The organism is Pedobacter steynii (assembly GCF_001721645.1).
GTDB classification, from domain to species: Bacteria; Bacteroidota; Bacteroidia; order Sphingobacteriales; family Sphingobacteriaceae; genus Pedobacter; species Pedobacter steynii_A.
Genome location: NZ_CP017141.1, coordinates 5,497,258 through 5,513,091, shown reverse-complemented (window position 1 = coordinate 5,513,091; position 15,834 = coordinate 5,497,258). Strand labels below are relative to the sequence as shown.

The 15,834-nt window shown below is 41.9% G+C and carries 13 protein-coding genes; 4 read left to right on the top strand and 9 right to left on the bottom strand.

Annotation, left to right across the window (positions count from 1 at the left end; genetic code table 11):
- Positions 1 to 9: 9 nt before the first annotated feature.
- The 5 genes from BFS30_RS22765 to BFS30_RS22745 all read right to left on the bottom strand — a co-directional run bounded on the left by BFS30_RS22765 (position 10) and on the right by BFS30_RS22745 (position 4,467).
- Positions 10 to 393, bottom strand: a complete 384-nt coding sequence (locus BFS30_RS22765; RefSeq protein ID WP_069381394.1) for a DUF3037 domain-containing protein — start codon at positions 391 to 393, stop codon at positions 10 to 12.
- Entirely contained in the window at positions 371 to 1,168 is a 798-nt protein-coding gene (locus tag BFS30_RS22760) for a HipA family kinase (RefSeq protein WP_069381393.1), read from the bottom strand. The genes BFS30_RS22765 and BFS30_RS22760 overlap by 23 nt, the downstream gene beginning before the upstream one ends.
- Before the next feature lie 22 nt (positions 1,169 to 1,190).
- Positions 1,191 to 3,197, bottom strand: a complete 2,007-nt coding sequence (locus tag BFS30_RS22755; RefSeq protein ID WP_069381392.1) for a tetratricopeptide repeat-containing sensor histidine kinase — start codon at positions 3,195 to 3,197, stop codon at positions 1,191 to 1,193.
- 90 nt (positions 3,198 to 3,287) lie between these two features.
- Positions 3,288 to 3,749, bottom strand: a complete 462-nt coding sequence (locus tag BFS30_RS22750; protein WP_083252199.1) for a DUF4268 domain-containing protein — start codon at positions 3,747 to 3,749, stop codon at positions 3,288 to 3,290.
- A gap of 34 nt (positions 3,750 to 3,783) precedes the next feature.
- Positions 3,784 to 4,467, bottom strand: coding sequence for a pseudouridine synthase (locus tag BFS30_RS22745; RefSeq protein WP_069381390.1), 684 nt, complete (start codon positions 4,465 to 4,467; stop codon positions 3,784 to 3,786).
- Between the two features lie 139 nt (positions 4,468 to 4,606).
- Here BFS30_RS22745 and BFS30_RS22740 point away from each other — a divergent pair, with 139 nt between their 5' ends.
- Positions 4,607 to 6,196 carry a M20/M25/M40 family metallo-hydrolase gene (locus tag BFS30_RS22740; RefSeq protein WP_083252198.1) on the top strand — a complete coding sequence of 530 codons (1,590 nt, stop codon included), beginning with the start codon at positions 4,607 to 4,609 and terminating at the stop codon, positions 6,194 to 6,196.
- 431 nt (positions 6,197 to 6,627) lie between these two features.
- On the top strand, positions 6,628 to 7,389 hold the full coding sequence (locus BFS30_RS22735) for a CPBP family intramembrane glutamic endopeptidase (protein WP_069381388.1): 762 nt from the start codon (positions 6,628 to 6,630) through the stop codon (positions 7,387 to 7,389).
- Between the two features lie 70 nt (positions 7,390 to 7,459).
- On the opposite strand, the gene BFS30_RS22730 is transcribed toward BFS30_RS22735, so the two are convergent.
- From BFS30_RS22730 to BFS30_RS22720, 3 genes are all read right to left on the bottom strand, one after another.
- Positions 7,460 to 9,901 (bottom strand): alpha/beta hydrolase family protein, encoded by a 2,442-nt coding sequence (locus BFS30_RS22730; RefSeq protein WP_237028642.1) that lies wholly within the window; start codon positions 9,899 to 9,901, stop codon positions 7,460 to 7,462.
- Between the two features lie 111 nt (positions 9,902 to 10,012).
- Positions 10,013 to 12,763, bottom strand: a complete 2,751-nt coding sequence (locus BFS30_RS22725; RefSeq protein WP_069381386.1) for a M14 family metallopeptidase — start codon at positions 12,761 to 12,763, stop codon at positions 10,013 to 10,015.
- A 113-nt stretch (positions 12,764 to 12,876) separates the two neighbouring features.
- The gene (locus tag BFS30_RS22720) at positions 12,877 to 13,287 is read right to left on the bottom strand and encodes a VOC family protein (RefSeq protein WP_069381385.1); all 411 of its coding nucleotides are present in this window, start codon (positions 13,285 to 13,287) and stop codon (positions 12,877 to 12,879) included.
- A 134-nt stretch (positions 13,288 to 13,421) separates the two neighbouring features.
- Here BFS30_RS22720 and BFS30_RS22715 point away from each other — a divergent pair, with 134 nt between their 5' ends.
- Positions 13,422 to 14,327 (top strand): helix-turn-helix domain-containing protein, encoded by a 906-nt coding sequence (locus tag BFS30_RS22715; protein ID WP_069381384.1) that lies wholly within the window; start codon positions 13,422 to 13,424, stop codon positions 14,325 to 14,327.
- An 85-nt stretch (positions 14,328 to 14,412) separates the two neighbouring features.
- Entirely contained in the window at positions 14,413 to 15,597 is a 1,185-nt protein-coding gene (locus BFS30_RS22710) for an MFS transporter (RefSeq protein WP_069381383.1), read from the top strand.
- A 27-nt stretch (positions 15,598 to 15,624) separates the two neighbouring features.
- Here BFS30_RS22710 and BFS30_RS22705 read toward each other — a convergent pair whose 3' ends face one another.
- On the bottom strand, positions 15,625 to 15,825 hold the full coding sequence (locus BFS30_RS22705; protein WP_069381382.1) for a hypothetical protein: 201 nt from the start codon (positions 15,823 to 15,825) through the stop codon (positions 15,625 to 15,627).
- Positions 15,826 to 15,834 lie beyond the last annotated feature (9 nt).

Genomic DNA, 15,834 nt, shown 5'->3' with positions numbered 1-15,834 from the left:
TTCTAATTGTTATAGCACCAGCTGATGATATAATTTCTCCAGTGTTTCCTTTGCATCTATACAAAATCCAGGATGCGTCTTAGAGGTCTGAACAATTGTACTCCGTGTGGCCGTCAGCCAGCGAAACCGGGAAGCCATGTCCAGTTGTCCGATTGTTCCGGCAGTTTTACCTCCTTCACTAATCAATTCAAAAGAGCGTAGATGTTCCTGAAGTTCCTGGCAATCCAGTTTCCCACAAAAGGCATTAAGTTTTGCTTCATTCAGTTCAAACAAGGACTTCAGAAACTTTTGTTTCGCACAGTAAAGTATGATTCCCACATTCAGAAATTCCTCCCGTTCTACCCTTGGTACGACGCGGATTACGGCATACTCAAATAAGTTTTTCTCTTGCATTTTGTGCTTCTTTTACAAAGATTTCTGATTTTGCGATCCGCAATTCTAAAAATCTGGAATATACTTCGCGATGTGCTTCAATTGATTCAAAGCTCTGGTCCCCTGAAAGCCAGTCGTCAGGAATCAGTGAAACGATAGACCGGATGCGCTCAGGATTAAGAATTTCCTTAAAGGCCGCATCTACCTGCTCCAATTCTGTCGCCTTAGAGAGCAATACATGGTCTTTAATCAAACTAAATGGCCTGACCGCCTGTTCTTCCCAGTTTTCCATAGAATGATGAAAATATAAGGCAGCACCATGGTCTATGAGCCATAATTCTTTATGCCAGATGAGCATATTTGTATTGCGGGCCGTACGGTCCATATTGGTTAAGAATGCATCCAGCCATACAATCTGAGAAGCAGTTCTTTCGTCAACCTGGTTCACCAGAGGATCAAAGGTAATTGCTCCGGAAAGGTAATGTAACGCCAGGTTTAAACCCACACTTGCCCTCAGTAAGTCCTGAATTTCCTCGTCGGGCTCTATTCTTCCAAAGTCTGTTTCCAGATTTGCAAATACCAGCTCCGGGATTCTTAGTCCAAGTAAACGCGCTATTTCACCCCCGATTAGTTCGGCAATCAATGCGCGAAGTCCCTGACCGGCACCGCGAAATTTCAGTACATATAAAAATTCATCATCTGCCTCCGCAATTGCAGGCATTGAGCCCCCTTCACGCAGGGGGGTAACATATCTGATCACATTAACAGTTCTGAGCTGTGGCTGGTAATTCTTCACAAGCCAAATATACTACAATTCCTTATATGGACAGATTAGAGAAGGGTTTCAGTTCAATATTTATGGCAGTACCTTCATTTATAGCCGTGTTCAATTCCATTTTTCCATGTAAAAGAGCAACCCTGTTTCTGATATTGGTTAAGCCGATTCCTTTAGCATGCTCCGCCGATGCCAGGTCAAACCCCCTGCCGTTGTCTTCTGCCGTGATCAGAAAAACGCTTTCATTCTGACTACACTGGAGCAGCATCTCTGATGCGCCCGAGTGACGCACGGTATTGCTCAATATTTCCTGGATGATCCGGTAAATATTAATTTTCACACCAACTTCCATATCTTCCTGTATATCCAGTAATTGCAAAGTAATCTTCAAACCATTGTTGTTAAACGTCTCACATAAATCCTTCAAAGCCGTCTCCAGTCCGAATTTTAGCAGCGTTTCAGGCATCAGATTTCTTGCAATATTTCTGAGGTCGTTGACAGAACTGTCCAGCTGAGCAATAATCTTACCCAGTTCGGTGTCCTTCCCCATAGAAGAAGAGTTAGCCACAACATCTGATAAGTTTATCTTGATACCGGCAAGTGTACCGCCAAGTCCATCATGCAGGTCGCGCCCTACCCTTTGACGTTCCCGTTCTTCTCCCTCCAGCAACGCGTTGCTGATGGTCAGTTGCTTTTCCTGTTCCAACTCCCTGAGTTGCTGCCTGTAATTGATTTCCTTTTGTTTAGTCAGCTTTTTGCTGTTCCTGAGGTATAACAGTCCGAAAAAAGTAATGACGGATAGAAATACGGCAATGGAGCCCAATAACCAGGCGATCAATCTATTGTTTTTAAGTGACAAGGCTGCCTTTTCATTTGTTGCTTTAAGGGAGCCGATCTCGCGTTGATTTTCTGCTTTCTTATACTTCAGTTCCAGCTCATGCACATCCTTCTTGATCTTGCTTTCACTAATGCTATCGCTCAACTGACTAACTTTCTTCATCCATTTATAAGCCTGCCCCATGTCTCCCAATCCCGCATAAGTTTCTGCCAGATCAGCATAAACAAGCAGCCGGTCCTCACTGAGAGATAACATATCTTTCTGTTTCAAAATATAGGTAGCTACGGAAAGCGCCTTGTCGAATTTCTTCTGGTTTTGCAATACATGAAGTTTTTGCATCAGCAGGCGCTGCTCTTCCTGTCTTCTCTGGAGTTTCAGAGCCAATTCAATTCCCTTGTCCAGACTGACAATCGCATTGTCATATCGCTTGGTGTCATCAAAGTATAGCCCTTGCGCGAAATAGTAATCAAGATAAAAAGGTGAGTCAGGAGTTGGAAAAAGCAATGTGCCGGCACTATCTAACATGCGTTTCGCCTGGGGATATTTTTTCAGAAAAGTATAGTTTTCTGCAGCGGTATGATAAGCCACAATCCGATATGTTTTCCTTGCTTTTACTTTTTCCAGGATCTGCAGCGTAGAGTCAATATAAACCTGCGCTTTATCAAACTGTTTGTTGTTCTTGAACACCAGGGCCAGATCCATATAATTAATCCCCAGGTAAGCGGTATCGCCAGATAAACGGGCGTACGGAATCGCCTTATTTAATAAAGCATCGGCCATTCCTCTGTAATTGTCTTTTAACTGTTGGAGGACCCCGTAATTATGCCAGGACTTTGCCAGGAAAAGATAAGCCTCTTTTGTTTTAAAATCGGTAAGCAGCACTTGTGCCTTTTTGAAACTGGCCTCACTCTTATCTAAATCACTCAGGGACTGTACCGTTGCGGCATAGTAATAATAGATTGCCTGCAGAAAGGTATTCTTTTTTATGAGTCGTCTGCCTTGTTCAAGATAAATGGTGCTTTTCAGGCTGTCTGCATATATCAGTTGTTCCGACAGACTGAAGTTTGTTCTCGCCCTAAGGCTGTCTGGGAGTTTCTGTTCCAACATCCGTTTCAAGCTATCAACCAGGGAAATTTTCCTGGAAGGTTTCTGTGCTTTAATCCCGGTAGCAAGGATTCCAAGGAGGAACAACGTATAAAAGAATCTTGTCATACAACAAGATAAATAATATTTAAAACACTACTATAGCACTGAACTCAAAATACCTGGAAACTGGTAGCAACAAAATTGCCGGTTCAAAAGTTATTTAAAAGTGTCAAAACTATCTTTTGCATCCGACCAGAATTCATCCAGAGCAATGATTCTGGGCTTGAAAAAAGAGATCAAGGCTGGCCAGTCTTCCTGTTTAAAGATGCTGACACCAGGTAGAATTTTCACAACTCTGCTCAGCGTCCTATCGTTTTCATCCTGCACATGGAGCTGCCATTCCCATTCTTCGTTCAGGTTGGCATTCAGGATATTTTTAAACTCCAGAAATTGCTCAAACATCAATTCCTGCATGCCCGGGTCCGAATGAGACATTTCTATCGCAATTGATGCAGATTTTTTATCCGCCTGCATCTTAAAATGCAAATTTTTAATTCCTGTTTTATAGTTCACCCAATTGGTCCTGAGTCCTTCTGCTGAAAGATGTGGAGCAATATATTGTCCAAAAGCTGTCCAAAAAGCCTGTTTTAGTTGTGAAGCCTGTTCTTTAGAATACAATTTGTAAAATTTTAACCGGATAAATATTTAATTATTAAAAGGACCAGCTCATGAGATCCATTGTTCTTTTAAATTCGTCCTGAACAGCTGCCTTAAGCTGCACTTTTTCTTTTGTTACCGGATGGTCAAAGATCAGTTCCGAAGCATGTAATAACATGGTGGTCATCTCCCACTCTTCTTTGAAAAATTTATTCTGCTTGTTACAACCGTGTTTGCGGTCGCCGATAATGGGATAAAAGATGTGTGCAAAATGCCGGCGCAGCTGATGCATCCTGCCTGTAGTTGGAGTTGCTTCCACCAGGGAATAACGGGAGGTAGAATGTTTACCAAAGGCTACATCGATCTCCGCTCTTTTTAAAGTAACAAAAGCCGTAAATGCCTCTTGCATGGTCCCATTCTCTTTGGCTAGCGGATAATCAATATCGTCGCTGTCCGGAGCATATCCTCTCAGTACAGCCAGGTATTTCTTTTGCACTTCCCCATTCTGAAACTGCTGGTGCATCGCGATCTCTACCTCTTTTTCAAAAGCAAAGAGCAACAAGCCACCTGTTTTCCTATCCAGACGGTGCACCGGACTCACATGCCTGTTTACCTGATCTCTAAGCATCTGCAAAGCAAACTCCTTTGCATCATTGGCAATAGAGGACCTGTGAACCAATAATCCATGAGGCTTATTAATGGCAATAAGGTGTTCATCCTGATATACAATTTCCAGCATTTATCTTTTTTTTGGCGAAGATAGCTTTTTGTAGTTTTAGAATTCCCTCATTGTATCAACTTTGTTCCATTTTGACGGAGAGAAGCATTTATTCTTATCTTTCGACACCTATTTTCTAATTATCTAAACGCTTAATTCAATGAATACCAAACTAACCAACATGTGCTTTTCCTCGCTAAAACTAAGGACAAGTGCCTTTTTTATGGCTATGCTGATTACCGGAAATATCAGTTATGCCCAAACCAAAAAACAAACTGTAGACAACATCGTCAAAGAAGCAACAGAAAATTCTCAACTGGAAAACCTTGCTCATGAACTGCTGGACGTAGTAGGTCCAAGACTCGTGGGTTCTCCTCAAATGAAACAAGCCGCAGACTGGGCGGTGGCAAAATATGCCAGCTGGGGAATTACTGCTAAAAATGAAAAATGGGGAGAATGGCGTGGATGGGAAAGAGGAATTTCACACATCGATATGGTTTACCCAAGGGTAAAATCCCTGGAGGGAATGCAATTGGCATGGAGCCCTTCTACGAAGGGAAAATCAGTGGTGGGAGAACTGGTGATCTACCCTGATCTTCCTGATTCTGTTTCTTTTAAATCCTGGCTTCCTAGTGTCAGAGGAAAATTTGTGATGTTTTCAATGAATCAGCCAACCGGAAGGCCTGACTATAACTGGCAGGAATTCGCAACGCCGGAGTCTTTTGAGAAAATGAAAAGCAACAGAACCAAACAAACTGATGCATGGCGTTCGAGAATCAGTAAAACAGGATTGAATTTAAAAGCGTTGGCCCTCGCCTTTGAAAGTGCAGGAGCACTGGGCGTAATAACCAGTAACTGGTCTTCAGGATTCGGTGTAAACAAGATTTTTGGTGCAAATACCACAAAAATCCCATCTATTGATATCTCCCTGGAAGACTATGGCCTGCTTTACAGGCTAACAGAATCTGGCAAAAAACCAAAGATAAGTGTTAATGTAGGCTCAAAAGAACTAGGAATGGTTCCGACTTTTAATACGATAGCAGAAATAAAGGGATCACAAAAACCAAATGAATATGTAATCCTTTCCGCATATTTTGATTCCTGGGATGGTGGTACAGGAGCCACTGATAATGGCACAGGAACAATTACGATGATGGAAGCAATCCGTATCCTTAAAAAAATATATCCAAACCCTAAAAGAACCATTCTTGTAGGTCATTGGGGAAGTGAGGAACAAGGCTTAAACGGATCCAGAGCTTTCGTTGAAGATCATCCGGAAATTGTTAAGAACATACAAGTGGTCTTTAATCAGGATAACGGAACAGGTCGTGTAGTTAATCTTGGCGGACAAGGGTTCTTGAATTCTTACGCTTACCTGGGTCGTTGGTTATCTGCTGTTCCGGAAGAAATCAGAAAGCAGATAGCGACTACTTTTCCAGGTACTCCAGGTGGTGGTGGTTCAGATTATGCTTCCTTCGTAGCCGCAGGGGCTCCGGCATTCTCTCTGAGTTCGAATAGCTGGTCTTATGGTACCTATACTTGGCATACCAATAGAGATACTTATGATAAAATTATATTTGACGATGTGAGAAGTAATGCCATTTTAACCGCAATTCTGGCTTATATGGCCAGTGAAGATCCGGAAACAACTTCGAAAGAAAAAAGCGTGTTACCTGTTAACGCAAGAACCGGTGAACCCGGAAATTGGCCGCAGCCGGTAAAAGCAACCCGCAAAGGCGGAGTGAATTAGGCTATTTGTTATCTTTCAAAAAAGGCCGTCCTGTGTTGTTTCACAGAGCGGCCTTTCGTTTTTATTGAAATGGTCAAAACCACTCTCTTTATAACCTGTTTTTTACCATGTATTTATTTACGGATTCAACCCGGTAATTTGTTCTTTTTAGGAGGAGTTCTGACTGCCGGCAGACTGCTTGCAGAAATACACGTTTTAGCCTCAATTCTTACTCGTTGTTTACCCGCCTTTAGCACACTTCTGACCGAGTGTGCACCGAGTATAGACCGAGTATAGACCGAGCTTAGACCTAGTATAGGTAAAACCAGTCCCGAAGCCTTCTGAAGGCAGTGTCTTTACAGCCTCTTTTGCAACCTTTTAAAAAGTTTTGGCGTCTTAATAAAATCACGAATACTCTTTTTTGAAATATCCTACACACTATAAAGTTAAATATGAAAAGAACTGAATACAAAAGCCCCGTTTTATCATCTATCCTTGTCGTCATTACCATTTTCATTGCGCTACAAATCCGCGACATTGCAAAATGGGCGGGATTGAAGATTCCGGGTTTCCCAATTCCATTTGGCGGGAGCATTCTGGATAATTTATTATCTGTTCTATTGGTATTGATTGTTACCATCATTCTCATTCCCAAATCTGGTTTGAAAATTAGTACGGTACTAGGCCTCAACTGGAATGGCTTTAAAGGACCTTCGCTTGTCCTGCTTGCGACCATCCCTTGCTGGATCGGCTTATCCATGCTAGGGACGCCAACTAAAGACCTTGATTTCAAAAGCATTGCTTTTCTTACCCTATTGTTCCCACTTGCTGAAGAGTTGGTATTCCGTAGCTTCGGATTCATTTTTACACGAAAGACTTTGGGCTGGTCTTTAGTTCCTGCAATATTGCTACAGGCAATTGCTTTTGGAGCGGTTCACTGGTGGGGAAATGGCGGTGGTACTGGTATCGCGCTTCAGATTTTCTTCATTACATTTTTTGGCAGTATTGTATTTGCCCTGTTAAATATGCTGGATGGATATACGATATGGAGCGGATTCGTGCTTCACGGGTCATTAAACGCCGCCTGGTTGGTATTCACGGTTTCTGATGCAGCAGCAATGGGTTGGATTGGAAATTTGTTGCGGTTTGGAACTGCACTAATCGCTATTCTGTTATTGAAATATGCTTTAGGAAGGAAAGCAAATCAACCTTAGACAAGGTGTTTCAGGCATAAAAAAGGAAGTGGTCAAATCGAATTTGAAACGACCACTTCTTTTATAATCATTATTTTTTATTCTTTACATATTTCTCTAACCATTGGTCCTGCTCCCAGAAGGTATGAAGGATAGACTCTCTGCTTCTGTACCCATGAAACTCTTTAGGCAATAAAACCAATCTTACCGTCCCCCCATGTCCTTTGATTGCACTATATAAACGCTCGCTTTGAATCGGGAATGTTCCGGAATTTTCATCATCAATACCATGAGTCATTAGCAATGGCGTTTTAATCTTATCCGCATAATTGAATGGCGACATTTTATTGTACACATCCATTGCCTGCCAGTAAGTACGGGCTTCTCCTTGAAAGCCAAAAGGTGTTAAGGTCCTGTTGTACGCACCACTCCTTGCAATTCCTGCGGCAAATAGCTTAGTATGAGCCAATAAGTTGGCGGTCATAAACGCACCATAAGAATGTCCTCCTACCCCAATCCTGCCTCTGTCTGCAACGCCCATATCTACTACATAGTCGATCAATGCTGTCGCATTGTCTTCAATCTGTTTCAGGAACGTATCATTAGGTTCTTCTTTTCCTTCACCAACAATTGGCATATCTGCCTGATCCAGGACAGCATAACCTCTGGTTACCCAGAACACCGGAGAACGGAAAGCCAGACGGGTAAAGCGGTAAGGTGAACCTTTAACCTGTCCTGCAGCAGCGAGACTTTTAAATTCTCTTGGATAAGCCCAGATCAATACCGGCAATGGTCCGCTTTCTTTTTTATAATCTTTTGGCAGATATAAGGTAGCAGATAACTTAATTCCATCCTTACGCGGATAAGAAAGTAAGGTTTTCTGAACACCTTTTAAGCTTGGATAAGGATCTGAAAAGCTGGTAAATGCCCGTTCGGACTTATTTTTAAGATTAATTGCGAAGATGTTTGGTGTTTCTTCCGTCGATTCTCTGGAGATGTAAACTTTTCCTGTATTGTTAAAGAAAACAGGATCTTCATAATATGGGGATTTGGATTTAAACAGGGTATCCTGCTTATTGGAAAGCAGGTTCCATTTCAAAATAAAAGGACGGTCGCCCAGGGGTGATGCTCCTGCTCCTTTGGTAAATACCACTCCCGGCGCTCCTTTATCGAACAACAATACTTTTGCCGCGTAAGGTCCTTTACCATAGATAAAATCTCCGGGGTCAGTATAGGTGTCTTCAGAAGAGCGGTTTGCAATTTCTTTGATCGTTTTACCCGTTTCAGGATTGATCAAAGTCATCCTTTCCTTACGGTCTTTTCTCCATTGTTCCTTTACCAAAGCATAGGTCTGGTTAATCCATAAGATGTTGCTATACCTTAAACCCATCGAGAACAGCTTTACAGGTTCTGCAGTGAATGGAGCTTTTAAGGTGTAAAGTACATCACGAAGTTCAGATTTAAGGTTAGGATCTCCTTTGTCCTGTGCTTCTGTCCATACCAAAGTGGCTGCGGCATCACTTCTCCACTCGTAACTGCGTGGTCCCATTGCCACTGCGTCAAATCCTGTAGGTAGTTTTTCTGCCAGAGGAGCATTGTACAGCTGTTTAACCAGTTTTCCTGTTCCATCTAAAACCGCGGTTTGAAATGGAAAATAATAAATGGGAACCAAATAAGAATAGGGTTTCTCTATTGTCTGAACCATCAGATACTGTCCATCAGGCGAGTAAGCCGCATTACGGTAGATTGCCGGAGCTCCGATTTTCGTTGCATTTCCACTGAGGTCTACAGATTGCAACTGCGAGGTCAGGTAATACTCCATTAAGTTTTGATCGTAACTGTTTTTCAACAGGTTCTGATATGTTCTGGAAGGCGTAACGACACCTAGGTTTTCCTGTACCACAGGACCTGTAGGTACAATATTTTCCGCGGGTTTTGTTCCGCGTTCAGAAAGGATAAACTGTGCGAGAATATGCTTTCCATCGGGATGCCACTGTAAAGTTGTTCCGTAAGCGTCATTCAGGTATCCATCAGACAGTTTTGTCGCCTTAAAACTTTTCATATCAGCCAGCCACAATTCCACACCATTCATGCCATTGTTTGCAAAAGCAAAGCAGCTGCCATCAGCATTCCAGCTGATATTTGTCATTCTGAGTTTTTCCGGAAGTCCGGAAAGTTTATTTTCCTTGCCTGTTTTCAGGTCTTTAATAGTTAATCCGTTATATACTCCGGAAAGTTCTCCTTCTGTGGAGTTATTTGCAGGATTGATCCTGATTCCGGCCAATCCAATTACCGGTTGCGCAACCTGTTCTATCGAAGCATAACCAGGTGCCTGCAAGAGCAACATCAGACTACCGTCTTTATTGAATTGTACAGTCGGACTACCGGGCGCGTCAACCAGATCAACAATACTTTTTGGTGGCAGTTGATAGGTCAGGTTTTCCTGAGGATAAACATAAGTGCTCAGTCCTCCCATCAGGAGAAAACTCAACAAGGTTTTTTTCATGGGGTAATAATTATTGGTCAGTTTCATTCGTTTGATTTTGATTTATTCTCCAGGCCGCCATTTTTTATGAGCCTGGAATCACCTGATCATACAAAAATGGCAATCTAAAAGCATGCCTGGCGATGTATAGCGTAATCGTTACTTACGCAGGTACAGCTCATTAAAGAGCATTTTGAAGGTACTGTGCGCTTGCGCTCTGAAAGTAATCTCTGTCCCAAAGGCATACAGCTTTCCTTTTCCTACAGGTGCCACAAAAGCAATCACCCCATCTTTCAGGTACGCTTGCCCCCATGCCCATCCGCTTCTCAGTGCATCCTCTTTACCAAACCAGGCCAAAGGTTTGATTCCCTGCCCCTCGGCTTCAGTTCCAAGCTTAAATACCGGACTGTTGTTGAACACCATATCTACTTCCCCTGGCATACCCCAATTTGAGTTTTGGTTTGTGGCTACAGTCGCTTTCAATAAGCTGCCCGGAATATAGAACTTATCTCCAGGCAGTGCGGTTTCTTTCCCATCCGTTTTGGTTTCTGCGAGCGCATTCTGAACCGGTAAACCAAGGTGATAAGCCAGATTGGTGCTGCTTCCTATCGTGATGATATCTCCACCTTTTTCCAGGAACTCCTTTAACTGAGGGATAGATTTCTCCGGACTGATGCTTCCCAGCCAAGGGCGGAAAGCTTCGGGAATTTCTTCCGGTTTAGGTGCAAGGCCTCCTCTTCCCGGACTCGCTTTCTGGTTAACTGCTGGTATTCCTCCACTGATAAACAGAATCCTGTCGTATTTTGAATTGAGCATTCCTTTATCAATATCTTGCGGATAAACCAGCTGGAACGAGAAATGGAACTGTTCTAAAATCCACCTTACCCAACCGGAAGGCATAGAACCTCCGTACTGATCAAATAAAGCGATACGTCCGGGAGTAATTCTAACCATTCCCTTCGGCTTACGTTCTGTTTGCATCGCCATTGATCCAAAGGAAACACCCGACCGGATCAGGATCTCCATTCCTTTTTCTGGCACGTAAAACGAGCCTTCCGGCATATTGCGTTCTGCTTTGGTCAGCCTTGAGACTTCTATTCCTGCTTTTAGCAAATCATTTACAGCAATGAAAGAATTGTTTTGTGCTGCACTAAGCAAATATCCTTTTGCTGCAACTAGTTTATAAGCAGGTGGATTTTGCAACACCCCATATCCGATCTTTTCAAAAGGACCATCGAAACCATCTAAAATGCGATCGAATTTAACGCCCATCTGAAAAGCCAGGGTCCACCCTGCAGCGTCATACGGACGTACTGGTGGGCCGCCCGGATATTGAAAATCATTAGGATGATCCTGAGCTTCGAACATATCCATCAGATGTGGGCGAAAGGCCTGATTGGCTTTTACTACATAAGAACCAGCAGGATAAGACTTATCTGCTATTTTAAATGCAGCCCTCGCCTGTTGCACCTGAATGCCAGACTTAATCAGTGTATTGATAAATTTTACTGCTGTAGGAAAGTCCGGCTGATCAGCGGGAATAATGTATCCCCTTGCATCTCTTAAAGCCGGGTTTTTATAGACTGCATCGTAGTATTTTATAGGAATATCATTTGATACTTTCCCTGTGCTATCCTTTTTTAGCATTCCTTCTTTTTTGTCCTTTTCAAAGGCAGCAGTAATCGAAGCGATATGCTTTGGTGTTAAAGTCCAATTATCCTGATTTCCCTTTTGAATGGCATTTCTTCCCATCACATAGATGTTATACAGCAGCTTATCCCCAAGCCGGCTGGCGTAATCCAGGATTCCATAATTTAACGAAACAGAATAATCTATAGACTGTCTGAAATTCCATTTCTGGGGTCTGACCGGATTTGGTGTAGCGTTGTTTGGGATCAATCTTTCCGGTACCAAAGGAATCTCTGTAGGGGTTGGATTTCCCGTAATTTCCGTCAGGATTCCGATCATATTATGGAAATATGGTGTTGTTCTTAATCCTCCGTTCCACCAGGTGGAATAAACCGATCCGCTCAGGCGGGTATATCCAGGTTTATTTTCTGTGTTTAACCGGTTGATCATGGAGGCAGCTACCCCATCAATTCCGGTAATAAGTAAAGGATCATATACGTAATTGAAAGGATCCCGATATGGAGGCCCTGCCACTACAGCTCCTGCAGGCGAAGTCTGATGATGGTTGTAAATGATCTGTGGCATCCATTCGATGTACTGCTGTCTGGAAATATTGGTGCTTTCCTTCATGTTCATCATATAAAAATCACGGTTGTTATCATGACCAATGTATTTCTGATACAGGCGGGGAACATTCATGTTCTTTTTTGCCGGATCTTTTTCCTGCATGTACCAGTCTGCTACCAGTTCCTGTCCGTCAGGATTGACCTGTGATAAAAGAATAATCACATTGTCCAGGATACGCATGGTCTCCGGATCGTTAGCGCTCAATAGCTTATAGTAGATTTCTATCAATTGCTGAGTAGCAACCATTTCCGTAGAATGCAATCCCCCGTCAATCCAAACGATTGGTTTTCCTTCCAGGGAAAGCTCTGCGGCTTCTTCATCAGTAAGGCCCTCCGCCCTGGCCAGTTTCTGCGAAATCTCTTTATAACGTGCTATTTTCTTCAGGTTTGCCGGAGAAGAAATCACCATGACATATTGTTTCCTGTTCTCTTCAGTCTGGCCAATTTCTCTCAATAATACCCGATCGGATATCGCTGCCAGTTTTTTAAAATAGGCTTCAGTCTGGGAGTAATTAGCCAGTTTATAATCATCACCAATATTAAAACCAAAATGTGATTTCGGACTTGGAATGTTTGGAATGTTCTGGGCTATCGCCGGCGATAAATAGGCTATCGATACAAAAGCAATAGCTGATAATAATTTAGTATACCTCATAGTTCGTTTCATCAGATTAAAGCCAGTAGTTGTTTTACAGCTTATATTGGAAGAAATACCAGGGGTAAGTTAATATTAAAACAGGAGCAATTGATTTGGAAATGTGTAACAATTTAGTCCATTTGTCGCAAGTTACTTTCGTCTACGAACATGATCGCCCAAAGATGGCCATCGAGATCCTGAAAGCCATGGCCGTACATCCATCCATGATCTTGTCTGCCATGGGGTGTCGTTGCACCTGCCTGCACTGCCCTATCAACCATCTCATCGACCTGTTCTTTGCTTGTTGCAGATAAAGTAATAATTACCTCAGTCATATGTTTCGCGTCCGCAATCTCTTTACGGATAAAAGTCTGGAAGAATTCCTTAACCAGCAGCATTACAAAAATGTTCTCAGCGACCACCATACAGGTTGCTTTCTCATCGGTAAAGTGTGCATTGAATTTAAAACCCAGTTTTTTAAAAAATGAAATAGACTTTTCCAGATTCTTAACCGGCAGGTTAACAAACATATTTGTAGCCATAGTCGATGTCTTGAATGTTGAAGACAAAATTAAGTTCCAAAAGCAAAACTACAGTAGTGCAAACGCGACAATAAAAGGGGTTATACACGACAAATAAATTATCTTTGTTCTTTGAAATATTCAATCCATTAACGATGAATAACATTGAGACAATTGATCAGTTCTACAAAAGAACTAACCAGATTATCCCTTCCGAGTTGCTGAATGCAGTGGGTAAACCCAGTCATTTTAATGTTAAAGAGAGAAGTTATTCCGGAAAAATAACTCCCTATAATAGAAGAGATCACTATAAAATCTGTCTGACAAAAGGTAGAGGAAAACTCCATATGAAGGATAAAATTATAGAGATAGACCGCCCTGCATTGATCTTCTCCAATCCAACTGTTCCTTACTCCTGGGAGTCCATTTCCAAAAAACAAGGCGGCTATTATTGTTTGTTCAATGATTCTTTTGTCTCCCCCGAACTGAAGAAAGGATTGGAAAGAAGCTGCCCGCTTTTTAACCCGACCATGGAGCCACTTTATTTCCTTAATACTGTTGATTACGATCGTGTCAATACTTATTTTTTTCAACTGATAAATGAGCTAAAGGGCGATTATGAGTACAAATTTGAAGTCATCAGAAGTATTTTGAAGCTCATCATCCATGAAGGAATTAAATTGCATTCCGCTCATCATGCTATTTCACAACCAGGGGCTTCAGATCGAATTGTTCCTATGTTCCTCGAATTACTGGAGCGTCAGTTTCCAGTCGATTCACCAGAGAATCCTTTAAAACTAAAAAGCGCATCGGAGTTTGCCAATCACTTGAATATACATGTCAACCACCTCAATTATGTCTTAAAATCTCATACCGGAAAAACCACTACGCAGATGATTAGCAACAGAATTGTAGCAGAAGCCAAGAGCCTGTTGAAGCATACGGATTGGGACGTCGCAGAAATTGGCTATTGTCTGGGCTTCGATTATCCAGCGCATTTTAACAACTATTTCAAAAAAAACACAGGCCTCAGTCCCTCTGTCTTCAAAAGCCACAGCTGATATTTTTCAATTCTTTGATTTTTGTAATGATTTCTTTGTTTTCTTTTATCAGCCAATAAGAGAAGGAATCTAACTTTGTGGGAACATGAGAATCATAGAAAAAGAGCAGGACGGCATAGGTACTCTACTGGCATTCCTACTTATCCCGCTTTCGGGATTAGCAACAGATATTTATCTTCCATCTTTACCGGCAATGGCTAAGCATCTGCAGGCAACAAATGCAGAAGTACAGTTAACCATTGTCTTTTTCATGATCAGCTATGGCATTTCCCAGCTCTTTGTGGGCAGCCTGTTAGATAGTTTCGGCCGATACAAATTAACGATAGCTGCATTGTTGCTATTCAGTATCGCAAGTTTCAGCATTGCCAACTCACATCACATCTACCTGATTTATCTGATGCGGGTTATTCATGGTATTACTGTAGCCACGATTGTGGTGGGTAAAAGAGCCTATTTTGTCGATATATTCTCTGGTGAGAAGTTAAAGCATTATACGAGTTTGTTTTCCATTGTCTGGTCTGCCGCTCCGATTATTGCCCCCTTCTTTGGTGGTTATCTTCAAACCACCTTCGGTTGGGAATCCAATTTCTATGTTTTAGGTGTTTTTGCTTTGATCATGGTGTTGCTGGAACTCATATTTGGTGGTGAATCCTTAAGAACATTCCAAAACTTTCATTTTAAATCCATTATAAAAGTTTACGGATCCATGCTAAAAACAACCAGTTTTAGTTTAGGATTGATTATTCTCGGCTTAACGAACTCCGTTTTTATGGTTTATGGAATGAGTGGTCCATTCATTATTGAGCACGCCTTCAAGCTACCAGCTACTACCACAGGATATTGTGCCTTGATCCTTGGCATAGCGCTGTTATTAGGCGGTTTCCTTGGAAAAGCGACGCTTAACCGTCCATTTTTTAAAAAGATGATTATAGCTATCGTGGTTCAACTGGTATTTGCAATCCTGATGCTCCTCAGTCCTGCACTTCATTCCAGTCTCAGCACCCTAATGATATTTGCATTTGTAATTCATTTTATCGCAGGTTTTATCTTTAACAATTACTTTTCTTATTGTTTAAGCTTATTCCCTAAAAATGCCGGTATCGCCAGCGGAGTTACCGGAGGCTCGATTTATGCCATCACCTCAATACTCAGCTATGGAATAGTGTACACTATTCCAGCTAATGGACAGGCCAGTCTGGGAATGAGTTATCTGGTGTTGATTACATTAGCCTTTCTAATATTCTTTACGACCAGAAAAAAGGTGCATTAAATTCAGGCTAAAATATTTGGTATTAAGCTATTCAATAAATAATTCTGCTTCTTTATCAAAAGTCCAGACCTGTCGTTGCCCCATTCTGGATATCACCAGGGCATAATAATAATCGTATTCTTCGATTTCAAGTATTTCACCTAAATTAATAAGTTTATCACCAACTGATAGTTTAGCAATTTCCAGGACCTTAAATATGGCAGGATGCTGTTCTAGAATGGTATTCATGAGAGCGAA